Origin of the sequence: Dinoroseobacter sp. PD6 (assembly GCF_028807315.1) — a bacterium.
GTDB classification, from domain to species: domain Bacteria; phylum Pseudomonadota; class Alphaproteobacteria; order Rhodobacterales; family Rhodobacteraceae; genus Dinoroseobacter; species Dinoroseobacter shibae.
This window is the reverse complement of sequence record NZ_JARAMN010000007.1, coordinates 143,251-166,112: the sequence shown is the minus strand read 5'-3', so window position 1 is coordinate 166,112 and position 22,862 is coordinate 143,251. Positions and strand designations below refer to the sequence as shown.

Genomic DNA, 22,862 nt, shown 5'->3' with positions numbered 1-22,862 from the left:
CCCCTCATCCCTTCTTCGGCGGGATCAGGACGGCGTCGCCCTGCATCGCGTCCGAAATCATCACTTCGCCAACGCCCCGGTCGGGCTGCAGCCCGGCGCCGAAACTCACCCGCGCGCCGTCTGCGTCCCGCACAGGACCCGCCAGCAGGAACTCCGAATTGGCATCGAGGATCCGCCACCACGCCCGGTCCGCCTGGTAGAAGTTCAGCGCCATCAGGTCGGGCCGGTCATCCTCGGTCTGGGTATGCTCGATCACCCCTTCGGTGGGCGCGATCGCCCGGGGCCGAATGCCCCGAAACACCGATGTTCCGTCCTGACCGGGCTCGAACAGGCGCGACGCTGCGTACCGGGAGTTGCGGGAAAACATGGCTCAGAACCCTCCGCCAAAACTGAAGGACACGGCACTCGCGACCGTGTCCGCCGCGTTCAGGCCCGCCCCGATGGACTGGCGCACTTTCTCGACCGTATAGAACGGGTTGTTGCCCTCGATCACCGTGAAGCTGAGCTGCACATTGGCCCGGTACGGGATCAGCGTGGGCAGATGGGCGGTTTCCTCCACCTGCACCTGCGTCAGGAACACAGGCAGCACATGCGTGCCCCAGACCAGCAAGAGCACCGAGGCCGTCTCGTTGCGCTGGAACGCCCGCTGTCCCCCGAAGCCCAGCGCGGCCAACGTATTCAGCCCCCCGGGCCCCTGCACCTTCGGCTCGACCATGGACCGCAACGTGTCCAGCTCCGGCTCGATCCCCGCCACACCGGCGATGGGATTGCCCTCGGCCATGCGGTCCGAGCTATCCAGCAGGATCGCCATGGTGAAGGTCTCGGGCTGCAACTCGACCCCCTGGGCCACGCGCGGCGTCTCGGCAGGCGTGGTGAAGTCGTAACCCCGGTTCGTCCCCGGCGCACCGCCTTGGCTGAGCGAGATCGACCGGGTCCGCGACAGGGTGGTCGGGTTGAACGTGAACTGGAACACCAGCGGCGGCAGGCTGATGCCGTATTCGATCAGGAAGCCGCGGATCAGCGCAACACTCATGCCCCGCCCCCCGATTTCAGCTTTGCCGCTGTCGCCCGCCCGATGCGCTGCGCCAGCGCCTGCGGGCCTTCGCCCGGAATGCCAGGCACGGTCACGCGCACTGTGGCGGTTGAGGACGACGCCCCCTGACCCATCGCCTTTGTCACGGCACGCAGCACCGCCTGCGGATCCGCCCCGGGCGGCACATGCAGGGTCACCTTGTCGAGCATCACGGTCTTGCGCCGGCTCATGATGCGCCCTCCAGCCGCTCGGCCTGCGGCAGATGCGCGCCCAGCGGCCCCAGCTCCTTGTGGCCCGTCGCCTTGCCGGACTTGCCCAACTCGCGCCAGATCGCCGTTGCGATCTGTGCCAGCCCGATCTCCGTGTCGTCCTCCGCCGCCAGATAGGCCGCGTGCAAGGCCGCATTCTGGATCCCCCCGCCGGTCAGGGGCACCGCCGCGGCAAGCTCAGCCAGCTTCACCTCCGCCGCGATCGGCGCGCCCGCGGGCAGAAGCCGCGCCCAGAGCGCCTCCCGCGCCGCGAGATCCGGGCGCGGAAACTCGATCACCGCCTGGAAGCGCCGCATGAAAGCCGGGTCCAGATGGGTCCGCAGGTTGGTGGTCAGGATGCAGGGGCCGCGATGCTGCTCGATCCGACTGAGCAGATGCGACACCTCCATATTGGCGTACCGGTCGCGCGCCTCTTTAACCTCGGCCCGTTTGCCCAGAAGGCTGTCGGCTTCGTCAAATTGCAGCACCATCTCCGCGCCATGGGCGGCATCGAACAGCGCGTTGAGGTTCTTTTCGGTCTCGCCGATATATTTCGACACGACCATCCCCAGATCGACCCGGTAGAGCGGCCAGCCCAGCTCCGCCGCCAGCACCGAGGCGGTGAAAGTCTTGCCCGTCCCCGACGGCCCCGAAAACAGCGCCAGCGGGCCGCCCACATCGCGCCCGCCCCAGTCGGTCACCACGCGCGACCGCTGCCGCACCCAGATCAGGAACTCACGCAGCATGCGCATCTGCGTCTCCGGCAGCACCAGGTCCTGCCAGCTCGCCGGATCGCGGATCAGGGTCGCGCCGGGCGGCGGTGCCAGAACACGCTGCCAGCCCATAAGCCGCGCCAGCATCCTCGGCTCCATCTGCAGCGCGCCGTAGAGCCCCGGCGCCTCGACGCTGATGATCCGGCGGCTGACCAGCGCCCCTTCCGGCGACATTGCCCGGTGCAACCCGGCCGTCTCGGCCGGACGCAGGGCCAACAGCTCCTGCAGCAACGCGGGCGACGGCTGCGGTCCGGCACTCTGCAAGGACTGGAAAAGCCAGCCTACCCGCGGCTGGACCTCCACGGCCACGAGCGCGGCGAGGATATCCATCTCCAGCATGCTCAAACCATCGAGAGGCAGACCGTGCCAATGGGCCGTCTCCGTGCGCAGGGCGGAAACTGCAACCTGCAGCGCAGTCAACGCCTCCAAAAGAGCCTCTGGAGGCTCCCGACCTTGCCGCGATTCCACCAGGCACAGGGCCAGCGCCTCGATCCGGTCCCATTCCGGTTCCAGCGCGGCAAAGCCGGTGATCTCGTCCATCGCGTTCACGGGCTCACCTCCCGCCACAGGGTGATGAGCAAGGGCGCGCTGCGCGCGGTTTCCACCGGCCCCCCGGCATACCGCGTGAACTGCCGCTGCGCCGTCAGCATCAGTTGCAGCGAGGTCTCATCCGGCGCCAGCGCCTCCGGCAGCGGCGCGGCCACGGGCACCCCCGGCAACCCTGCGGGAATGTTGCGCGGATCGATATCCTCGGTTGCGGGTGTAGCGGCCTGCGCCGCGCCCACGGTTTCCCAGCCGGTGTCGCGCCACGCCTGCCAGACCAGATCCACCGGCGTGTTGGTCTCTCCGGCGATCCAGACCTGCGGGACGAACCCGGCAAAGGCCGGGGCTGTCACGTCGAAAGAAAGGGTGCGGTGGAGCGCACCTTCAAAGATCAATGCCGTGGCCGGGGCCCAGCCCGGATCGGTCGTGTCCACCAGCACAGCAGGGACCGGCGGGCCGAGGATCACCCCGTCAAATGCCGCCCTCCGCGCAGAGAAGTTCGCGCGGATATCGGTCCCGATGGCCCCCACCATCCGCGGCTCGGAAGCCAGCTCCAGAGGCACCACCGGGGTCAGTGACATTTCGTAGACCGCAGACGGACGGTAATGAGTCTCGCCCTGGGTCGACCAGATCTGGTTGATCTGCTCATCCGTGGCGGGCAGGAAAACCACACGCGTGCGCACCTCGATCCCATTGGCACCCCCCGCCGCGCTCACAGTCACCGGGTCGAGTACGGGCGTCTCATGCAACACGCGCATGGTCTCGCTCAGGATGCGCATGTCGTTCTCACCTGCCGAGATCGTCTGACCGCCATCGGCCTCCACGATACCGAAGGGCGTGATCATGCAGAACATCCGCATCCGCCAGGGCAGGTCGGGCTGCGTGTCGGGCTGAAACCCCGAGGGCTCGAACCGGTAGAAGAACAGGTTGAGATGATGTTCGGTCGGGTTGTCGATCCCCCCCACCACCGCGGGCGCCCCCATGGTCACCTCGATCCCGCGGGCCTGGGCCTGGATGCCCGCGCTGATCACGTCGCGCACCTGCATGCAGACCTGCGCCAGCGAGGAGGTGGGCACCGGCATGGCTCAGACACTCCGTACATGGAAGCGGCTGGGCGATATCGGAGCGGAGGAACGGGTCCGCCCAGGCCGGGGTTGCGCAGGCGCGGGATCCGGCACCACGATCTCAACATGACCGATCCGGACCTCCGGGGCCTCGGCGGGGATCTGGGCCGCGCTGACCGATGGCACCGGCCGGGATGAGGACGCGTCAACCGGACTGCGGATCTCGGGGGTAATCGCCGCGGGCAAGAGGGCCGCCTGCGGATCAGCTACTCTCTCAGGGTCCACCGGGGGATCTCCTGCGAACCGCGCCACCGATGCAAGCTCCGAGACCGGCGGGTCAGAGGACAGATCCCGGTCGGCATGCTGCGGGCGGCGATACGCTCGATCGTCCGCATCCGTCTTCGCATCGGGTGACCCGGGCCAGCGCGGAACGGCGTGTCCGGGCGCGACGGGGCTCTGGGATAACTGCCCCGGCACTCCTGATGCGCTCGGCGCCTGCTCTGTGGCGCGCCGTGTCGTCTCGGCATGCCGCACGAACGAGTTCCGCGCGGCGCCTGTCGCAAGGCTCGGCCCTTGCGCCCCATCCGGACCAGCGGCTCTGAAATGTGGCATCGGCGGCCGGACAAGATGGTCCTTTTTGTCCTTGCGGACCGGCTCAGCGACATTCCCCTGCTCGCTGTCGGATTCCAGGGGGTCGGGCGCCACGCGCGCCGCGGCTCCGGTGTCGTTTTCCCACGATGGCGGCGATCCCTCAGCCTCCGTTTCCATCAGACGCGCCGACACCAAGGGCTCCGCGACCACGCCTGCGGCGCGCGCGCCCGGGAAAGCGGGCGTGGCCCTGCGCCGGGGCTGGGCGTCACGAACCACCTGGCCGAGATACCCCATCGCCTAGCCCTCCGCGCCGAACTCGGGGGCGCGTACCATGCCGCGCGCCCGGTCGATCCGCGCAAGATACGCCTGCCGCCGTGCCCTTGGCAGGGCGAGGATCTCCGCCTCGGACCAGTGATACTGACTGGCGATCAGGTGGATCTCGTCGAGAATGTCCGAGGACGGTCGGCTGAGAGCCAGGTAGGGATCGATCTCGATCCGCAGCGCGGCACCGCACTCCGGACAGGACGTGGCGACCTCCAGCGCGACCTCCGGTGACAGGTCCTCGATCGCGGCCTCAAGCTGCTGCTTTGCCTCCACGCCCAGCGCCCCGGTCTCAACCTGCTCCACCAGCAGCGCGAACAGCGCGTCGGCCGCGGCCCCGGGCGGCAGACCCGCGATCGCCTCCTGATCGGCCCCGGTCGGGCTGCGCAGAACGCAGGCCGTACCCTCGACCGACAGGCGCGTCTGAGGGTAGCCCGGCCCGGCCGGTTTGACCGGCAAGTCCGACTGGGTCACAGGCACCTCGAAGGGCCCGTCGCAGGCTTGGCAAGTTCCGCCAAGCCAGACCGTATCCGGCCCGAGCCGTGCGCCGATCTGGCGCACCAGGTATTGCCGGTCTCCGACGCTCAGGGCCCCGGGATCCACCGGCGCGCCACCGACGCTCTCCACCGTCTCGGCCAGAAACCGGTTGACCCGCGCGGGTTGCGACAAGTTCGATGCCGCATCCCCCAGATCGACCAGCGCCATCTCGGTCCGGCCCGTCATCGGGCGCAGCACGACATCCTGGCGCAGCCCGCCCTCGCCCGGCACACCTCCGATGAGGGTCAGCTCGCTCACGTCTCGACCGGCTCGGCCACCGACACGTCGCGTTCCCAGCCCTCGTTTTCCAGCTTGATCATCTGGATGCCCACCGCATTGCGCGTTCCGGCATCAAGCTCCGGCACCAACTGCGCCTCGCTCACCCAGCAGCGATAGATGCGGTAACTGAGCGCCACCGCCCCCTGCAGGTTCATGATGTTGAGTGTGATATCCTTGCGGTACTGCACCAGCGACATCGCCGCATTACCCTGGATGTTGTTGACCAGGTTTGCCCAGTTCTCGAACACCGGGTCATGGGTCAGCCCCTGTTCCAGGGTGATCGGCTCATAGGTCGCGCCACCGGGCATCACCCGCTCCACGTTCGGCTCTCCGGCAGAGCGCCATTTCACCGCCTCTACGGTCCGCTTGAGGCCGGAGAACTTGCGCAGCCCAGCCACGGTCTGACCATCGATCAGCACCTGGAAGTTGAAGGTCCGATAGGGATCGAACCGGTGGGCGTTGGCCGGAAAAAGAGGGGCCGCCATGATCGTATCTCCTCATCTTGTCTCGATTACTGTTCTGCGACCTTCTGCTGAATTCGCACGATGACGAATTCCGCAGGTTTCAGCGGCGCGAAGCCGACGATCACGATCACCTGGCCGCGGTCGATATCCGCCTGGGTCATCGTGTCGCCGAGATTGCAGCGCACGAAATAGGCATCGTTGGCCTTCTCTCCCTGGAAAGCCCCGGCCCGGAACAGCCCATCCATGAACCCGCCGATATTGGTCCGCAGGGATGCCCAGAGCGGATGCGCGTTGGGCTGGAACACCGCCCACTGGATCCCGTCCTTGATCGACTTTTCAATGAAGAGCGCGGTGCGCCGCACCGGCACATAGCGCCATTCCGGCACCGCCTTGGTGGCCAGCGTCCGGGACCCCCAGACCACCGACCCGAAGCTCGGCAGCTTCCGAAAGCAGTTGATGCCGCGCGGATTGAGGGCCGACTGCTCCAACTCCTCGACTTCGAATTCGAGCGCCGAGGCTCCGACCAGCCGGGTCTCGACCCCCGCGGGCGCCTTCCAGACCCCGCGCCGCCCGTCCGTCTTGGTCCACAGCCCCGCGGCAAAGGCCGAAGGCGGGATCAGAACCGTCTTGGGCGCGGTCGGGTTTAAGTCCACATTGTAAAGCGGGTTGGGCGAGCGCACCCAAGGGTAATAGGTCGCCGCATAGGTCGACGAGGTCAGCTGCAGCGCGTCGATCCCGGTATCGGTGGTCAACTCCACCCCCGGCGGTGGATCAGCGATGAACATCATCCGCCGCTCCCGTTCGGCGAAGGCGATGGTGTTGGAAATCTCCAGGCTCGGTCCGGTCTCGGTATAGGGTTGGCCCGGCAACAGGATCATCGTCACATCCGGCACCTTGCGCAGGACCCCGTCGTAAAAGGCGGCGTAATCGGCCGCCGACGGCGCGACCGTGGTACCGCCGACCAGTTGCTCCCCCTCGCCACCGGATCCGAGTGTCTGCAGCGGCATGACCGGCGAAGTGCCCTGGGTCACTGCGCGCCCGGCGACGGATGTGCCCGTGCTCAGGTTCAGGTAATCGGCGAAGTTGCCCGCCGCGACCGACACGCCACTGACGCGTGGCGCCGGGTTGCCCGACGTGATGACAAAGCGGTTGGTGTCATAGACCACCGTCGCCTCGGTGAAGGACACAAGGTCCGGCCGTGCTGCGCGGATCGCGGTCTCCATCACGCCCGCGACCAGCGCACCGTCCGTGCCGTTGGTGCCGACAAAGCCGGTGTCGGTGAAATCCATCGCCACCGCCACCGGACCATGCCCATCGATGGTGATCGAGATCTCCGTCGGGGCATTGGCCGCCGCATTCACCCCGTTCGCCGCGCTGGAAAAGAACGTTCCGCTGGCCCCGACCGCAGGTTCACTGGTCAGGGTGGCGCGATCCTCCGGCGTCATCCGCATCAGCGCGCCAAGCGTCCCACCGCCCCCCGCCAGGGACGCGGCCGATCCGTCCTCGGGCGCGGTAATGGTGAAGCGGGGCGCGGTGTAGTCCACGGTGACGGTCTGAAACACATCGAGCGGACTATGCGCCCGGATACCCGCCTGCACCGCCGCCGCCAGCAGGTCCGCATCGTCCACATGGTCACTGCCATCGAGCCCGGCGGTGGACAGGTCCACGGTGATGGTCTCTGTCCCCCGCCCATTGAGGTTGAGCGTCAGCGTGCCAGAGGTCGCACCGCCCAGCCCCGCGGTGAAATAGGTCGCCTCGGTGCCGGTATCGCCGCCTTGCAGCGTCGCATCGGCATAATCGCTCGCGGCAAGCTCGGCCTGCGCATCCGGGCCCAGCGCCACATCGATCAGCCGCGACTGATCCGCGATCACGTCAATGACATAACGGTCCGAGCCCGCGCGCATGTCGAGCCCCGCAAAACGCTCCATCAATTCGAACGTGCCATCGATCCGCGCGCCGACCTCCAGATCGAAGCTCAGGGCATCAGGGTCCGGCTTCACGATGCGGATGTAGAGATCATTGCCCCAGTCGCCCACGCTGGAGGCCGAAACAACGAGGACCGGCTGCGCCGTGTTCGCCCCACCCGAGCCCTGACCGTTGACCGAGACCGAGGCCGCCTCCGAAAGCCCTCCCGCCAAGCGGCAGATATAGGCCTTCTTGCCCCCGTTGAGATAGAAGGCCTGCACTGCAAGCCCCATGGCGTCGTCCTCGGAGGTGATGTCTCCATAAAGCGACTTGTAATCGTCCAGCTTGCCGATCGGCTCGGCGCTGCCCGCCGGTCCTCGCCTGGCCGGGCCGACAAAGGCCGCAACGGACGTGGCCGCCCCCTCGATGGGACGCGCGCCGCTGGGGATTTCTTCGATATAGACGCCGGGGGATTGGTAGACCGCCATGACAGGGCTCCTGACTGAGACAGCCGCGGCTCTTGTCCGCGGAACGGATCGTCTCAGCGTTCCAGAACCGACAGTGGCTGCAAATGAAGCCTTGGGTCCAAAAATGATCTGTACCCTCGGGCCCATGCGGGGGACCGTTGGATCTAGATCTTCGCAGACCACACAAAAAAGCCGCCCGAAAGAGGCGGCAGCGGCAGGTGACAGTCTGGAGGGGCGATGCTACGTCGATCTGCGTCGATGCAGGGCGGCCGCCTCGCCTCGGCGGCGGACCCCCAGTTTGCCCAGCAGGCTGTGGACATGGTTCTTCACCGTCGAGACCTCGATGCCCAGTGTACAGGCGATCACCTTGTTGGACTTGCCCCGCTCGATCAGGTCGAGGATTTCCCGCTCGCGCCGGGTCAGTTGCATGCCGGGCTGCGCGCAGGGGTCCGCCTCGCGCCGAGCCCTCAGCCGCCCAACATGGCAAAAGAGCATATGCGCCACCTCGGGCTGGCAACGCAGGGCACCCGCCCGCGCATCGTGAATGGCACGGGTGAGATCGGCCAGGGATGCGTCCCGCGCCACGAACCCCCGCGCCCCGGCCTCTGCGCATTCGAGAATCTGGCCACCGTCCCGGTCGACACCCATGGCGATCAGGGCTGTCTCCGGTGCTCCCCGGGACAAGGCCGCCATGAAATCGGTGGCTTCACATATCTGAAGGTCGACAAGCGCGACATCGGCGGCAGACCGCCGAATGGTCCGCAAAGCCTCCTGTGATCGGGAGGATGCCTGCCGCGCATCGAACTCCCCACTTTGCGAGAGCGCGATGGCCAAGCCCTCACGAAACACCTGCACATCCGACATGATCAGGACTCTGATCATACATCCCCCTGAAATCACTTGTTAATCTCAAAAACTGCGACGTCCGGAAATACCTGTGAACGCTAGCTTCAATGCTACCACGCGCAGAGGCATTGTATCAACTCCTTGCCAACGCACCCCTGCGGTTCGGCCTGTAAGCTTGCGTCGCGGTTTCCGCTCTTGCGCCCGCGTGCCCGATGGGCAAGCCTGCCGCCACCACTGGAGACCGGGCCCGAGCCATGGACCGCGCCGATATCGTGCATCAGAACTTCCTGCGCCGGGTCGCGGCGCGCGATCTGCCCCCCGGCGCCGCGCCAGACGGCCCGCTTTCGGCAGACGAAGCGCGCAGCATCTACCGCGCCGCCTGCCTGACCCGCGTGCTCGACCTGCAGAGCCGCAAGATGCAGAAGGCCGGACAGGGATTCTACACCATCGGCTCCTCGGGGCACGAGGCGATGGCGGCCGTCGCCACCGCCCTGCGCCCGACCGACATGGCCTTCCTGCATTACCGTGACGCCGCCTTCCAGGTCGCGCGCGCCGCCCAGGTGCCGGGCCAGACCCCGGCCCGCGACCTGCTTCTGAGCTTCGCCTGTTCGGCCGAGGACCCCATATCGGGGGGGCGCCACAAGGTGCTCGGCTCCAGGGCGCTGAACATCCCGCCCCAGACTTCGACCATCGCTAGCCACCTGCCAAAGGCGGTGGGCGCCGCCTATTCCATTGCCCCGGCGGCGCGGCACAAGCCTGAACATCGGGTACTCGACCCGGACGGAATCGTCTGTTGCAGCTTTGGGGATGCCTCGGTTAACCATTCCACCGCCCAGGGCGCGTTCAACACCGCCAGCTGGACCGCATACCGGAATATCCCCCTGCCCCTTCTCTTCGTCTGCGAAGACAACGGGATCGGCATCTCGACCAAAACCCCGCCGGGCTGGATTTCCGCGAGCCTCGGCGCGCGGCCCGGGATCACCTATTTCCACGCCGATGGGCGCGACATCTACGAAACCTTCCGCGTGGCCCGGGAGGCGGCGCATCATGTCCGCAACAAGCGGCGCCCGGCGATCCTGCACCTGGAAACGATCCGGCTTTATGGCCATGCGGGCGCGGATGTGCCCACCAGCTACCTGCCCCGCGCCGAGGTCGAAGCGGCGGAGGCGGACGACCCGCTCCTGCACATGGTGCGGATGCTGGATGCGGCGGGCGTGCTGCCCTCTGCCGACGCGCTGACGCTTTACACCGACTGTCATGGCGAGGTGGCCGATCTGGCGCGTGACGTGGTTGAACGACCTCGCCTGCGCACCGCGGCAGAGGTCATGCACAGCCTCATCCCCCCGAAACGCCCCTGCCGCACCGGGAACGGGCCTGCGCCGGACGCGCGCGCGGCGGCCTTCGGGGCCGATTTCGACAGTCTCGATGCGCCTCAGCACCTGTCGAAGATCCTGAACTTCACGCTCACCGACCTGATGCTGGAGCATGGCGAGATCGTCCTGATGGGCGAGGATATCGGCCGCAAGGGCGGGGTCTACGGCGTCACCCAGAAGCTGGCGCAACGTTTTGGGCGCGACCGCGTGATCGACACCCTGCTGGACGAACAATCCATCCTCGGGCTCGCCATCGGCATGGCCCAGAACGGTTTCGTGCCGATGCCCGAGATCCAGTTTCTCGCCTATCTGCACAATGCCGAGGACCAGTTGCGGGGCGAGGCAGCGACCTTGCCCTTCTTCTCCAACGGCCAATACACGAACCCCATGGTGCTGCGCATCGCGGGGCTGGGGTACCAGAAAGGGTTCGGCGGGCACTTTCACAACGACAATGCGCTGGCGGTCCTGCGCGACATTCCCGGCGTGATCCTTGCCTGCCCGTCCACCGGTGCCGATGCCGCCCGAATGCTGCGCGAATGTGTGCGGCTGGCCCGGGAGGAACAGCGTGTGGTGGTTTTCCTGGAACCCATCGCGCTTTACCCGATGCGCGATCTGCAGGGCGACAAGGATGGCGGCTGGATGACCCGCTACCCCCCGCCGGGGGAGCGCATCGATCTCGGCCAAGTCGGCCAGCACGGCACCGGTACGGATCTCGCGCTCGTGAGTTTCGGCAACGGGCACTACCTGTGCCACAAGGCCCTGCCGCAACTTCGCGCCGCCGGGATCGATCCGCGTATCATCGACCTGCGCTGGCTGTCCCCCCTGCCGGAAAGGTCCTTGCTGGAGGCGATTGACGGCATCCCCAACATCCTGATCGTCGACGAAACCCGCCACTCCGGCGGGGTCGCCGAAGGGCTCATGGCCCTCCTGTCGGAGCGCACGAATGCCCGGGTCGCGCGCGACACCGCCGCAGACAGCTTCATCGCCACCGGCCCGGCCTATGCCGCCACCCTGCCCTCGGTCGACAGCATCACCGTAGCAGCCAGAGCCTTGGTGTCTGCCCCGGTCTGAAGCGCAGTCCAGCGCCTCGGGCATATCGCGCGCGACAGCCCGGGCTCGATCGGGGCGCAGCCCCGGGTTGCGCAAAAATCCGCGCACTCGCCCACATAGGCAAAACTACGTAGGTAACACAGCGAATAGCCCCTCATCTTCGCAGCCTCTAGGCTTTCTATCAGCCGGTGCGTGCGTTTTTTTGCCGGGACAGACATTTAAGGGTGTTTCGTGAGACGCCCGAGACTTTCCAGGAGTGAGTGGCTTGGATCGGCACGCTCTGTCCCCTTGGGGCAGAGCGTGTTGCTTTTGGGATGGTAGCCATGCGCTCAACATGCATTCTAGAATGAGTTTGGAGAACACGCGACACCCCTCCGGGATTGTCGGCGGGAAACCACTGACGGGACAGGGCGGACGCATGAAGTCACTGGGGGCCATTCTTGCACTGGCTTTGGCAGGGTTGCAGCTGCTGGCGGTGGCTGTGGTGGTGTTCTCGTCCTACTTCACATCCGAGCGCAGCCTGCTGGAACACGCCAGAAGCCAACTCTATGACGTTGGCACCAACGTGATCCAGCATACAAAATGGTTCATGTCTCCGGCCCGCAGTGCGGCGGAACTGTCCACCGCGCTTGCCACCAACCAGATCGTGCGCCGCGAAGACCGCGACCACCTCGAAGGCCTGCTGTTTCAGCAACTCCGCTCGGCCCCCCAGTTCGCCGGGGCCTATTACGGAGATTCCGACGGGAACTTCGTTTACGTCAAACGGGAAGGCGACCAGCAATACCTGACCAAGATCGTCGATGTGGAGTCCGCCCACCGCGCCCTGTTCATCCGTCGCAGCGACGATTTCGCGGATATCGGGCGGTATGTCGACCCGACGGACACCTATGATCCCCGCGCGCGCCCTTGGTATATAGAGGCGACCGCATATCGCAGCAGCATCTGGACCGATCCCTATATCTTCTTTACTTCGCAATCCCCCGGCATCACGGCCGCCACGCCGGTGGTGGGGTTCAAGGGGAATGTCCAGGGGGTCGTGGGTGTCGATATCGAGATCGCCGAGCTGTCGAATTTCCTATCCAACCTGCGGATCGGGAAGACCGGTGCAGCCCTGATCCTCAATCGCAACGGGGATGTGATCGCCCACCCGAACCCGGATCTTCTGACGACCAAGGGCGAGGGCGGCACCCTGCAATTCCCCTCGATTACCGAGATCGACGATCCCATTGCACGCGCCGCGTTCGGCGACCGCCTCGGCCCGGACGGGGTGGCCGTGGACAGCCCGATCCAGTCTGACTTCGAGCTTCTGGGCGAGCGGTTCGTGTCCCTGATCATGCCCTTCGGGCTCGACGACATTCCCTGGACCATCGTTCTTTATGCCCCACAGGTGGATTTCACCGGAGCTCTGAAAGAGAACCGCGCCCAGAACACCCTCATCGCCATTGCCGTGGCGGCCACCACCGCCCTCCTGGGCCTGGCCCTCGCCAACCGGATTCACGCCCCCGTGCGCGCCTTTGCCGTGCGCTCCTCGCTGATCTCCCAGGGCGAGGTCGACCCGAACGAACCCCTGCCCAGCACCTACAAGGAACTGGAGAACGCCAACACCGCGCTGGTCCACGAGATCTCGGAGCGCAGGCGCACAGAAACCGAGTACCGCGAGATCTTCGAGCGCGCCTCCCGCGGCATGGTCCGGATCGACAACAGCTCCGGTCGGCTCAAGCGCGTCAACGAAAGCTTCGCGCAACTGCTCGGCTACAGCCCCGGCGATCTCGAAGGGGTGGATTTCCGCATGCTGCTCGATCCCGAAGAAACCGAGATACGGGCTGAGTTCAGCGACTGGATCGGCGGGCAGAAAGCCTTCGGGTTCGAGGCGAAAGTCCTGCACCGGGGCGGCGAGACCGTCTGGATCAGCTTCAACGGCATCTACGTGCACGAGGGCGGCCCGGATGATACCTATGTGGTGGCCACCATTGACGACATCACCCAGGCCCGCGCCACCGAAGAGACCATCGAAACCCTGAACCGGGAGATCGCGTATTTCTCGCGGCAGGAAATGATGGGGGAGCTGGCAACCGGGCTGGCCCATGAACTGAACCAACCCCTGACCGCGATCACCCAGAACGTGGATGCCGCCCAGCTGACCATCGAGAAGACACCGAACCGCATGAATGACGTACGCGCGCTTCTCGGCGAAATCGACGATCACGCCCATCAGGCCGCCGACATCATCCGGGCGCTGAGGGCCCTCGTGCGCAAGGACGAGAACGTCCCCAGCGATTTCGGCATCATCGAACTGGTGACCCAGGCCCGCCGCCTCGTTCTGCCCGAAGCGCGCCAGCACAGCGTCGATTTCGTGCTCCCCAAGGGCGAGGAAATCATGGTTCGGGCGGTCAAGGTGCAGGTCGCCCAAGTGGTGGTCAACCTGCTGCGCAACGCCGTGGAATCCCTCGCGCTGCTGGACAGCGACGCACGCATCCTGCGCGTTAGCGCCACCCGGGAGGGCGACCATGTCCGCGTCGTCGTCGAAGACAACGGGCCGGGTATCGACGACGCGCTGGAATTGTTCACACCCTTCGAGACCACCAAGCGGGATGGAATGGGGCTCGGCCTGTCGATCAGCCGTACGCTGATCGAGGCGAATGGCGGCAAGATCTGGCACGAACGCTCTGGTCAGATGACCCGGTTCTGTTTCACCCTGCCGGTGAGGGGAATCGGTGATGTCTGAGAGCGAATTGCAGGAGCCATGCGTCTTTCTGGTGGATGACGATGCGGATATACGCGCATCGCTCTCCCGGGCCCTGGGGTTACGCGGCTACACGGTCAAGACCTTCGCCTCCGCCCATGAGTTTCTGGGCACCTATGATGGCTCGGCCTCGGGCTGCCTGATCCTCGATTACGGCATGCCGACCATGAACGGGCTGGAATTGCAGGCCTATCTGAAAGCCGCGGGCATCGACGTGCCGATCATTTTCATCACCGGCCATGGCGGTGTCCCGGAATCGGTGCAGGCCATGAAAATGGGTGCGATCGACTTTCTGGAAAAACCCTTCAAGCAATCGATCCTCATCGAACGGATCGACGCCGCTTTCGAGGCCGATGCCAAGCGGCGCGAGGTCAACCAGCACCAGTCGGAGATCGTGGCGCGGTACCAGGGCCTGACCAGCCGCGAACAGGAAATCGCGCTGATCATCGCCACGAACCCGGCGCGCAATTCCTCCAAGGACGTGGCGCGCACCCTTGGGATCAGCCCGCGCACCGTGGACCATCACCGCGCCCGCATCCTAGAGAAAATGGACGTCCGCACCGTCGCCGAACTGGTCGAGGCCGCCCTCAAGGCGGACCTGTTCAAGACCGACCCCTAAGCCCGACCCTAGCGCGCGTCCTTGTCCCCAAGCATCCGCACCACGATGGGCGCGCCGAGGATCACCACGAAAATCCGCAGGATATGATGCGCCACCACGAAGGCCACATCCGCACCCACGATCAGCGCCAGCACCGTCAACTCCGCCTGCCCCCCCGGTGCAAAGGCCAGCAGCGTCTCCATTCCCGGCGCAAGACCGGCGAGATAAACGCCTTCGACGAAGATCAGCGTCAGCACGATCAGGATCCCGCAAAACCCCAGACCCGCGGCAAGATCGCGTCGGATCTCGCCCCAGGTGATGCCCACGTATTTGCAGCCGATGGTCACGCCGATGAAGAACTGCGCGGCCCATATCGCCTCCGCCGGCGGGCGGTTCTCAAGCAGTCCGGACATGGCCGCAGCCCCGGTCACGATCATCGGCCCGAGGATCGCCGCGCCGAACAGCCCGATCCGACGCGCGCCCCACCAGCCGACAATCGCGCACAGCCCCATCAAGCCCATCTCGTGGACCGGCACGACACCGAGAGACGCACCGGGCGCATTGCCCAGATCCGCCCCCCACACCCCCTTGAGCAAAAAGGGCAATGCCACGACGATCACCGTCACCCGCGTCGCATGGATCAGAGACAGGGTCCGCACATTGCCCCCCGCCTCCTCCCCGAAAAGGAGCATGTCCTGCAACCCGCCCGGCATGGCCGAGTAATAGGCCGTGGCCGGATCATACCCCCACAGCCTGCGGAAATAAGGTACCCCCACCAGTCCGATCGCAACAACCATCACCGGAACCAGCATCAGGGTCGACCACATGGCGGGAAAGGTCGCCAGGACCGGCGGCGTCAGCGTGGCCCCGACCGCCACGCCAAGGACCATGCGCGTCGCCTCGTTGATCGGCTTGAGGCTGCGCATGGGCACGCCCAGCATCGCCGCCGTCAGACAGGCGAAGATCGGCCCTAGAAGCCAGGGCAGCGGCAGGTCCAGCCATTGAAACAGCCCGACGCCCGCAAGCGCGACCGCGAAGGCGGTGAAAATGCCGATCATGCGTCCCACGCCCGCAATCGGTGCCGCAGGGAGGTCTGCAAATGTGTCTCCGCCGCGGCGCTGGCCGCGTCCGCATCGCGCGCCCGCAGGGCCGCGACGATATCGGTATGCTGGGCGGTGACCTGGTCGATCCGGGCCTGGTCGGTGAAGGTGGTCGGCCCCAGCAGGATCAGCGAGTTGTTGAGCGCCCGCGCCGCATCCATCAGAAAACGATTGCGGCCCGCATGATAGAGCCCGAGATGAAACCGCTGATTGATCTCCGCTGCCCTGGCCGGGTGCGTCCGCTCGGCCCTGATCGCCTCATTGAGGTCTGATAGCGCGTCGAACTCCGCTTCCGCACCGTGCTTGGCCGCCATGGCCGCGGCCGTGCGCTCCAGGACGACGCGCATCTCGTAAAGCTCCACGATCTCGCGCTGGGAGAGCTTGCGAATGACCGCGCCCACCCGCGGCCGATGCTCCACCACCCCCTCGGCCTCCAGCCGCCGCAGGGCCTCTCGCACCGGCGTGCGCGACAGGCGCAATCGCTCGGCCACGGATTCCTCGCGCAACCTGTCCCCCGGGCGGAACTCGCCGGAGTGAATGGCATCGAGCAGCGCGCCATAAGCGGCCTCGCCGCTGGATTTCGACGATTCTTTCAAGAAGAGCCTCTTGTATCCGAAAGGATACAATGCACCTAGCACCAGCCGGGCACTCAGGTCAAACGCCCGAACACGGCGTCCCGCGAGCCGGATGAACGGCCCCATTCCCGCCCCGACCCGGGCAGGTTATCTGGAATGGTCTGGAGGAGAGAAGTGGTGGGCGACCCTGGAATCGAACCAGGCGTGCGTCTCCGCGAGGGAGTTACAGTCCCCTGCCACACCTTGCGGCCTGTCGCCCAACTGGCGCGCTGCTTAAGCCCTTGTGCCGGGGGCGTCAACGGCAAAAACCGCCCCGTTGACCCGTGCGGGGCGGTCCTCTATGCCCGACGCTTCGAAACCGCATGTGATGACAGGCAATGGCTGGCAAGAAACCGACCTGGGTGATCGACAAGGAACGCGCCAAACGGGCGGCGGCGGCCCAGACCGTCTGGCTCTTTGGCCTGCACGCGGTGCGCGATGCGCTGGAAAACCCCGCGCGCACGAAACTGCGGCTGGTGGTGACGCGCAATGCTGCCGACAAGCTGGCCGAGGCCATCGCCGAGGCCGCGATCGCACCGGAGATTGCCGACCCGCGCCGGTTTCCCGCGCCGCTCGACCCCGGCTCGGTCCACCAGGGCGCCGCGCTGGAGGTCAAGCCGCTCGCCTGGGGTCCGCTGGCCGAGACGGTCCTCACCGGCCCGGCGGACCGCCCGCCGCTGGTGGTGCTGCTGGACCGGGTGACCGATCCCCACAATGTGGGCGCGATCCTGCGCTCGGCGGAGGTGTTCGGGGCCGCGGCCGTGATCTCCACCGCCCGGTCCGCCGCACCCGAAACCGGCGCGCTGGCCAAGACCGCCTCCGGCGCGCTCGAACGCCAACCCTATTTGCGGGTGCGCAACCTGGCCGAGACCATGGAAGAGCTGCGCGCCATGGGCTTCGTGCTCCTCGGGCTCGATGGCACCGCCGAGGACACCATCGGCACGGCCCTGCGCGACCTCACAGACCGTCCCATCGCCCTGGTGTTGGGCGCCGAGGGACCGGGCCTGCGGGACAAGACAAAGGATACCTGCGACCGGCTGGTGAAAATTCCCTTCGCCCGCGACTTCGGATCGCTCAATGTCTCGAACGCGGCGGCGGTCGCACTTTATGCTTGCCGGGGCGAGGGATGACACGCGCCCGCCCGGCCCCTATCTAGGGGCCAAGGAGATCCAGATGCCCGAGCATACGAAACTAGCCACCTGTTCCTATTGCAGCGCCCGGACCATGCTGGTGCCGTCCGCGCGGGACGGGCACGAGCTGGCCTGCGGCTCCTGCGGCGCGCCCCTGCACGAGATGAAATGGCTCAAAGCGCCCAGCGGGACCAAGCCTGCCAAGCGCAAGAAGGCCACGGGCTATATCCCCGGCGTGCACGGCCCGGAACACGGCGCGCGCCCGCAGTCCGCCCGCATGGGTCCGGACCCGCGTCGGCGCAAGAAACGCAAGAAGCCCCTGTGGAAGCGTGCCCTTTCCGAAGCCGTGGACGTGATCGAAGACATTTTCGACTGAAACAATTCTCACGGGGGCGCCGCGCCGTTTCACATGGAAGTCAGACGGGTTGCGCAGGCGATCACCCGGGGCCACCTCGGCGTCATAACCTCGGAAGGATCGCCCCATGCTCACCAAACGCCAGTTCCTGATCGGCACCGCCACCGCGCTCGCCGCAGCCCCCCTTGCGGCCCCTGCCCTCGCCGCTGAACCGCCGGTATTCTCGGACCGCGGTGCTGCCATCCGCGGCTATGACCCGGTGGCCTACTTCACCCTGGGCGAACCCACCGAAGGAAGCGACGCCTTCACCCATGACTGGAACGGCGCGACCTGGCGCTTTGCGTCCGACGCGCATCGCGCAGCCTTCGCCGCCGACCCTGTGGCCTACGCCCCGCAATTCGGCGGCTACTGCGCCTGGGCTGTGGCCGAGGGCTATACCGCCTCCACCATCCCGGAAGCCTGGCGCATCGTCGATGGCAAGCTCTACATGAACTTCTCCAGACGCGTGCAGCGCCGCTGGGAAAGGGACATTCCCGGCAATATCGCCCGCGGAAACGCCAACTGGCCGCAAGTTCTCGCCTGATCGCGCACCCAAGAGCGGCCGATGGCGCTGAGGACACAGGCCTCATCACAGAATCGTGAAGAATGCCTTTCAATCCGACAACGCGTTCCTACGTATTCCTTAGGAAGGCGGGCTCGGAACTCCCGCGCTTCATTCACTGTCCCTCGTTCCGTTACTTTACGCCCGGCCCTCTCGGCACGGGCGTTTTTTTTGGCGAAACGCACTTGGCCAGCCTGCGCCCGCGCAGGATCCCGACTTCCCGCGCGGCCCGCATGACGCTAGGCTCGCACCATGATCCACGACCCCATAACACCGCCGAGCGACGACGATTTCCGCCGCATCCTGACCCGGACCCGCACCGTGGCCTGCGTCGGCGTATCGATGAACCCCGTGCGGCCCTCCTACTATGTCGCACGCTACCTGTCGTTAAAGGGCAAGACCGTCATTCCCGTGAACCCCGGCCACGCGGGCAAGACCCTCTTCGGCCAGACCGTGCGCGCCTCTCTTGCGGATATTCCCGAGCCCGTGGACATGCTCGACATCTTCCGCCGCTCCGAAGCCGTGCCGGAGGTGGTGGACGCGGCACTGGAGGCGCTGCCGGGGCTGAAGGTGATCTGGATGCAGATCAGTGTGACCCACCCGGAAGCCGCCGCCAAGGCCCGCGCCGCCGGGATCGAGGTCATCCAGGACAGATGCCCCAAGATCGAATATCAACGCCTCTTCGGCGAGTTGCGGATGGGCGGATTCAATACCGGCGTGATCAGCTCGAAACTCTGAGACCCCGGCGGGCGCGCGCCTGTCCGTTGCAATGGAGAGGGGCCAAGGATTTTGGAAAATCCTTAAGCGGCTTGGAAGCCGCTTGGCCCTAGCGGCTGGCTTTCTCGCTGATCCCCGAGATGCCTTCGCGCCGCTCCAGCTCCACCAGAACCTCCGCCAGCGCCACATCGCGCGCCGCCAGCATGACCAGCAGGTGATAGAGCACATCCGCCGCCTCGGAGGTCAGCTTCGCCCGGTCGCCCTTCACCGCCTCGATGATCGCCTCGACCGCCTCTTCCCCGAACTTCTCGGCGCATTTCTCCGGCCCCTTGGCCAGCAGCTTCGCGGTCCAGGAACTGTCCGGATCGGCCCCTTTCCGGGCCGCGATCGTCGCCTCCAGTCGCGCCAGCACGCTCATGACAACCGCACGGGGATCCCCGCCTCCGCCATGTGTTCCTTCGCCTCGCGGATGGTGAACTCCCCGAAATGGAAGATCGACGCCGCCAGCACGGCACTCGCTCCCCCCTCGGTCACGCCCTCGACCAAGTGATCGAGCGTGCCAACCCCGCCGCTCGCGATCACCGGCACCGACACCGCATCCGAAATGGCCCGCGTCAGGGCTATGTTGAAGCCCTGCTTGGTCCCGTCCCGATCCATCGACGTGAGCAGGATCTCTCCCGCCCCCTTTTCCACGACCGTTTTGGCGAATTCCACCGCGTCGATCCCCGTTGGCTTGCGCCCGCCATGGGTGAATATCTCCCACCGCCCCGGCGCCACGGTCTTGGCATCTATCGCGCAGACGATGCACTGGCTGCCGAACTTGTCGGCGGCCCGCGCGATCACGTCCGGATCCGCCACGGCCGCCGAGTTGAACGACACCTTGTCCGCCCCCGCCAGAAGCAGGTTGCGCACATCCTCCGTGGTCCGCACCCCGCCGCCGATGGTCAGCGGCATGAAGCATTGCTCCGCCGTTCGCGTGGCCAGGTCATACATCGTGCCGCGGTTCTCATTGGTCGCGTGGATGTCGAGAAAGCACAGCTCGTCCGCCCCCGCCGCGTCATAGGCCTTGGCCGATTCCACCGGGTCCCCCGCATCCACGAGGTCCACGAAGTTCACGCCCTTGACCACGCGCCCATCGGCCACGTCGAGACAGGGGATGACACGGATTTTCAGCATGGGGCCCTCCGGCGCGGTTCCGGCCTTCGTGTACGCCGCCACGGGGCCCCGGACAACCCTGCCTCTCGCCAAGACCCGCGCCGCCCCCTACAAGACCGCCATGGCCGACACCCTGCCCCTGTTTCTCGCCGCCCAGCCCGGGCTGGAAGCCGCCCTCGCCGAGGAGGCCCGCGCCGCGGGCTTCCTGGACCCGCGCCCGGTCCCCGGCGGCGTCGAGATCACCGGCACGCTGCAGGACATGCGGCGCGCCAATCTCGTGCTCGCGGGCGCGGGCCGCGTGCTGGTACGGATCGCCGAGTTCCGCGCCTTCCACCTGGCGCAACTCGACAAGCGCGCGCGCAAGATCGACTGGGCCGCCTGGATCGCCCCCGGCACCCCGGTGCGGGTGGAGGCCACCTGCCGAAAGTCGAAAATCTACCACGACCGTGCCGCCGCACAGCGCATCGCCAAGGCCGTGACGGATGCGGGCGCGGTGCTGGCCCGGGGCGAGGCCGACGCAGAGGCCGACGAGGCGCTCCGCCTGATCGCCCGAATCGACGACGACCTCGTCACGATCAGCCTCGACAGCTCCGGCGCGCCGCTCCACCGCCGCGGGCTGAAAACCTTCGTCGGCAAGGCGCCCCTGCGTGAAACCATGGCCGCGCTCTTCCTGCGCCAGATGGGCCATGACGGGCGCGAACCCCTGGTGGACCCGATGTGCGGCTCCGGCACGCTCCTGCTCGAAGCGGCCAGCATGGCAAGCGGCCTGGCCCCGGGCCGCGCCCGCGCCTTCGCCTTCGAGCGCTTCGCCAATCACGACCCCGCCGCCTGGGCTGCGCTCCGGACACCGGTAGTCCCCCCTGATGGCCCGCCCCGCTTCTTCGGCTTCGACCGGGACCAAGGCGCGATCACCGGCGCGACCCGCAACGCCGAACAGGCCGGCGTCACGGCCTTGTGCCAGTTCGCCTGCCAACCGATCAGCGCGCTGGAGCCGCCCGTCCCCGGGCCCGGCCTCATCATGGTGAACCCGCCCTACGGCGCCCGGATCGGCAACAAGAAACTGCTTTATGGCCTCTACGGCGCCCTGGGAGAGACCCTCCGCACCCGGTTCGCCGGCTGGCGCCTGGGCCTCATGACCTCCGAGCCCGCGCTCGCCAAGGCCACCGCCCTGCCCATCACCCCCGGCCCGCGCGTGGCCCATGGCGGGCTGACCGTCCAGCTGTGGCAAAGCGATCCGCTGCGTTGACCCCTCGGCCCAGGTCCGGTCTGGGCTCGACCCGTGTGCACTTGTCAAATCGATTGCGCGATAAGGGCGGCTTACAGCGCGCAGCCCAGGTCCGCCCCGCCGAGGGCACCCTCCACCGCCCAAACCGAAGCTCGGCCCACAGTTTGGTCAAACCCCGCAAAAAAACGCGCCACAGAACGGCCCGCTCTTTCCAAAGCCCCGCCCTTTCTTTTGTGCGAAAATACTCCGGGGGAGGCGCGCAGCGCCGGGGGCAGAGCCCCCTAGTCCGCCAGAACCGCCAGCGCCTCGGCCAGATCGATCGCCCCATCATAGAGGGCCCGCCCCGAAATCGCGCCGTCCAGAGGTGCGCCGGAGGCCTTGAGCGCCCGCAGATCGTCGAGCGAACTGACCCCCCCGCTGGCAATCACCGGAATCGACGTGGCCCGCGCGAGGGCCGCCGTGGCCGCCACGTTCGGCCCCTGCATCGCCCCGTCCCGGTCGATATCGGTGTAGATGATCGCCGCTACGCCTGCGTCCTCGAAGGATCGCGCGAGGTCGGTGACCATCAGGTCGGTCTCCTCGGCCCAGCCGCGCGTGGCCACCCGGCCGGCCCGTGCATCCAGCCCCACGGCCACCTGCCCGGGAAACGCCTTGGCCGCCGCGCGCACCAGTTCCGGGTCCTCGACCGCGACCGTGCCCAGGATCACCCGCGCGATGCCCTTGCCGAGCCACATCTCGATCGTTGCCATGTCCCGAATGCCACCGCCCAGCTGCGCCGGCACCGAGGTCTCCGCGAGGATCGCCTCCACCGCCGCGGCATTGACCGGTGCGCCCGCGAAGGCCCCGTTCAGGTCCACCAGGTGCAACCAGGCACAGCCCGCGTCCTGAAAGGCGCGCGCCTGGGCCGCGGGGCTGTCATTGAACACGGTCGCCTTGTCCATGTCGCCCTTGTAGAGCCGCACGGCCTGGCCGTCTTTCAGATCGATGGCGGGATAAAGGATCATGGTCGAGGCTCCGGTTACGACAGGTGGCAGCGGTCTAGCGAGCCGCGCCCCGAATGCAAAGACGTAACGTGACACCCGCGGCTGGCGTAACGTCACGCTTGCCCCACCCCCGCCCGCCTTGCCACG

At 66.8% G+C, this 22,862-nt stretch carries 22 protein-coding genes and 1 tRNA gene; 8 read left to right on the top strand and 15 right to left on the bottom strand.

The window, feature by feature from the left end; translation table 11 throughout:
* Positions 1 to 4 precede the first annotated feature (4 nt).
* From PVW48_RS13385 to PVW48_RS13345, 9 genes are all read right to left on the bottom strand, one after another.
* Positions 5 to 367, bottom strand: a complete 363-nt coding sequence (locus PVW48_RS13385) for a hypothetical protein (protein WP_274581705.1) — start codon at positions 365 to 367, stop codon at positions 5 to 7.
* Positions 368 to 370: 3 nt separating this feature from the next.
* The gene (locus PVW48_RS13380) at positions 371 to 1,033 is read right to left on the bottom strand and encodes a hypothetical protein (protein WP_012179219.1); all 663 of its coding nucleotides are present in this window, start codon (positions 1,031 to 1,033) and stop codon (positions 371 to 373) included.
* Positions 1,030 to 1,263, bottom strand: coding sequence for a hypothetical protein (locus PVW48_RS13375; RefSeq protein WP_044027889.1), 234 nt, complete (start codon positions 1,261 to 1,263; stop codon positions 1,030 to 1,032). Before PVW48_RS13375 ends, PVW48_RS13380 begins: the two co-directional genes overlap by 4 nt.
* Complete coding sequence (locus PVW48_RS13370) at positions 1,260 to 2,594, bottom strand: ATP-binding protein (RefSeq protein ID WP_274581740.1); 1,335 nt, start codon at positions 2,592 to 2,594, stop codon at positions 1,260 to 1,262. Before PVW48_RS13370 ends, PVW48_RS13375 begins: the two co-directional genes overlap by 4 nt.
* 5 nt (positions 2,595 to 2,599) lie before the next feature.
* Positions 2,600 to 3,679, bottom strand: a complete 1,080-nt coding sequence (locus tag PVW48_RS13365; RefSeq protein ID WP_274581704.1) for a DUF4255 domain-containing protein — start codon at positions 3,677 to 3,679, stop codon at positions 2,600 to 2,602.
* A gap of 870 nt (positions 3,680 to 4,549) precedes the next feature.
* Positions 4,550 to 5,368, bottom strand: a complete 819-nt coding sequence (locus tag PVW48_RS13360; RefSeq protein WP_274581703.1) for a hypothetical protein — start codon at positions 5,366 to 5,368, stop codon at positions 4,550 to 4,552.
* Positions 5,365 to 5,874 carry a phage tail protein gene (locus PVW48_RS13355; protein WP_012179224.1) on the bottom strand — a complete coding sequence of 170 codons (510 nt, stop codon included), beginning with the start codon at positions 5,872 to 5,874 and terminating at the stop codon, positions 5,365 to 5,367. The genes PVW48_RS13360 and PVW48_RS13355 overlap by 4 nt, the downstream gene beginning before the upstream one ends.
* Positions 5,875 to 5,900: 26 nt before the next feature.
* Positions 5,901 to 8,246 carry a phage tail sheath family protein gene (locus tag PVW48_RS13350; protein ID WP_274581702.1) on the bottom strand — a complete coding sequence of 782 codons (2,346 nt, stop codon included), beginning with the start codon at positions 8,244 to 8,246 and terminating at the stop codon, positions 5,901 to 5,903.
* 219 nt (positions 8,247 to 8,465) lie between these two features.
* Positions 8,466 to 9,107: a LuxR C-terminal-related transcriptional regulator gene (locus PVW48_RS13345; protein ID WP_274581701.1), complete on the bottom strand. Its 642-nt coding sequence runs from the start codon at positions 9,105 to 9,107 to the stop codon at positions 8,466 to 8,468.
* A 218-nt stretch (positions 9,108 to 9,325) separates the two neighbouring features.
* Between PVW48_RS13345 and PVW48_RS13340 the strand changes: the two genes are divergently transcribed.
* The 3 genes from PVW48_RS13340 to PVW48_RS13330 all read left to right on the top strand — a co-directional run bounded on the left by PVW48_RS13340 (position 9,326) and on the right by PVW48_RS13330 (position 14,856).
* Positions 9,326 to 11,515, top strand: a complete 2,190-nt coding sequence (locus PVW48_RS13340) for a dehydrogenase E1 component subunit alpha/beta (protein ID WP_274581739.1) — start codon at positions 9,326 to 9,328, stop codon at positions 11,513 to 11,515.
* 397 nt (positions 11,516 to 11,912) lie between these two features.
* Entirely contained in the window at positions 11,913 to 14,219 is a 2,307-nt protein-coding gene (locus PVW48_RS13335; protein WP_274581700.1) for a cache domain-containing protein, read from the top strand.
* Positions 14,212 to 14,856: a response regulator transcription factor gene (locus PVW48_RS13330; protein WP_012179229.1), complete on the top strand. Its 645-nt coding sequence runs from the start codon at positions 14,212 to 14,214 to the stop codon at positions 14,854 to 14,856. The genes PVW48_RS13335 and PVW48_RS13330 overlap by 8 nt, the downstream gene beginning before the upstream one ends.
* Positions 14,857 to 14,864: 8 nt before the next feature.
* Here the strand turns inward: PVW48_RS13330 and PVW48_RS13325 are convergent, their stop codons facing one another.
* The 3 genes from PVW48_RS13325 to PVW48_RS13315 form a co-directional block, all read right to left on the bottom strand.
* Positions 14,865 to 15,893: an AbrB family transcriptional regulator gene (locus PVW48_RS13325; RefSeq protein WP_274581699.1), complete on the bottom strand. Its 1,029-nt coding sequence runs from the start codon at positions 15,891 to 15,893 to the stop codon at positions 14,865 to 14,867.
* Positions 15,890 to 16,531: a GntR family transcriptional regulator gene (locus tag PVW48_RS13320; protein WP_274581698.1), complete on the bottom strand. Its 642-nt coding sequence runs from the start codon at positions 16,529 to 16,531 to the stop codon at positions 15,890 to 15,892. Before PVW48_RS13320 ends, PVW48_RS13325 begins: the two co-directional genes overlap by 4 nt.
* 154 nt (positions 16,532 to 16,685) lie before the next feature.
* Positions 16,686 to 16,769, bottom strand: a tRNA-Tyr gene (locus PVW48_RS13315).
* Between the two features lie 118 nt (positions 16,770 to 16,887).
* On the opposite strand from PVW48_RS13315, the gene rlmB reads away from it, so the two are divergent.
* The 4 genes from rlmB to PVW48_RS13295 all read left to right on the top strand — a co-directional run bounded on the left by rlmB (position 16,888) and on the right by PVW48_RS13295 (position 19,373).
* Positions 16,888 to 17,679, top strand: a complete 792-nt coding sequence (rlmB, locus tag PVW48_RS13310; protein ID WP_274581697.1) for a 23S rRNA (guanosine(2251)-2'-O)-methyltransferase RlmB — start codon at positions 16,888 to 16,890, stop codon at positions 17,677 to 17,679.
* A 43-nt stretch (positions 17,680 to 17,722) separates the two neighbouring features.
* The gene (locus tag PVW48_RS13305; protein WP_012179233.1) at positions 17,723 to 18,055 is read left to right on the top strand and encodes a hypothetical protein; all 333 of its coding nucleotides are present in this window, start codon (positions 17,723 to 17,725) and stop codon (positions 18,053 to 18,055) included.
* A gap of 106 nt (positions 18,056 to 18,161) precedes the next feature.
* Positions 18,162 to 18,617: a YHS domain-containing (seleno)protein gene (locus tag PVW48_RS13300; RefSeq protein ID WP_274581696.1), complete on the top strand. Its 456-nt coding sequence runs from the start codon at positions 18,162 to 18,164 to the stop codon at positions 18,615 to 18,617.
* A gap of 270 nt (positions 18,618 to 18,887) precedes the next feature.
* On the top strand, positions 18,888 to 19,373 hold the full coding sequence (locus PVW48_RS13295) for a CoA-binding protein (protein WP_274581695.1): 486 nt from the start codon (positions 18,888 to 18,890) through the stop codon (positions 19,371 to 19,373).
* 88 nt (positions 19,374 to 19,461) lie between these two features.
* Here PVW48_RS13295 and PVW48_RS13290 read toward each other — a convergent pair whose 3' ends face one another.
* Both PVW48_RS13290 and hisF read right to left on the bottom strand, forming a co-directional pair.
* Entirely contained in the window at positions 19,462 to 19,770 is a 309-nt protein-coding gene (locus PVW48_RS13290; RefSeq protein ID WP_274581694.1) for a phosphoribosyl-ATP diphosphatase, read from the bottom strand.
* Positions 19,767 to 20,528, bottom strand: coding sequence for an imidazole glycerol phosphate synthase subunit HisF (gene hisF, locus PVW48_RS13285; RefSeq protein ID WP_012179237.1), 762 nt, complete (start codon positions 20,526 to 20,528; stop codon positions 19,767 to 19,769). Before hisF ends, PVW48_RS13290 begins: the two co-directional genes overlap by 4 nt.
* A 100-nt stretch (positions 20,529 to 20,628) precedes the next feature.
* Between hisF and PVW48_RS13280 the strand changes: the two genes are divergently transcribed.
* Positions 20,629 to 21,753 (top strand): THUMP domain-containing class I SAM-dependent RNA methyltransferase, encoded by a 1,125-nt coding sequence (locus tag PVW48_RS13280; protein ID WP_274581738.1) that lies wholly within the window; start codon positions 20,629 to 20,631, stop codon positions 21,751 to 21,753.
* A 260-nt stretch (positions 21,754 to 22,013) separates the two neighbouring features.
* On the opposite strand, the gene hisA is transcribed toward PVW48_RS13280, so the two are convergent.
* On the bottom strand, positions 22,014 to 22,736 hold the full coding sequence (gene hisA / locus PVW48_RS13275; RefSeq protein WP_012179239.1) for a 1-(5-phosphoribosyl)-5-[(5-phosphoribosylamino)methylideneamino]imidazole-4-carboxamide isomerase: 723 nt from the start codon (positions 22,734 to 22,736) through the stop codon (positions 22,014 to 22,016).
* Between the last annotated feature and the right edge of the window lie 126 nt (positions 22,737 to 22,862).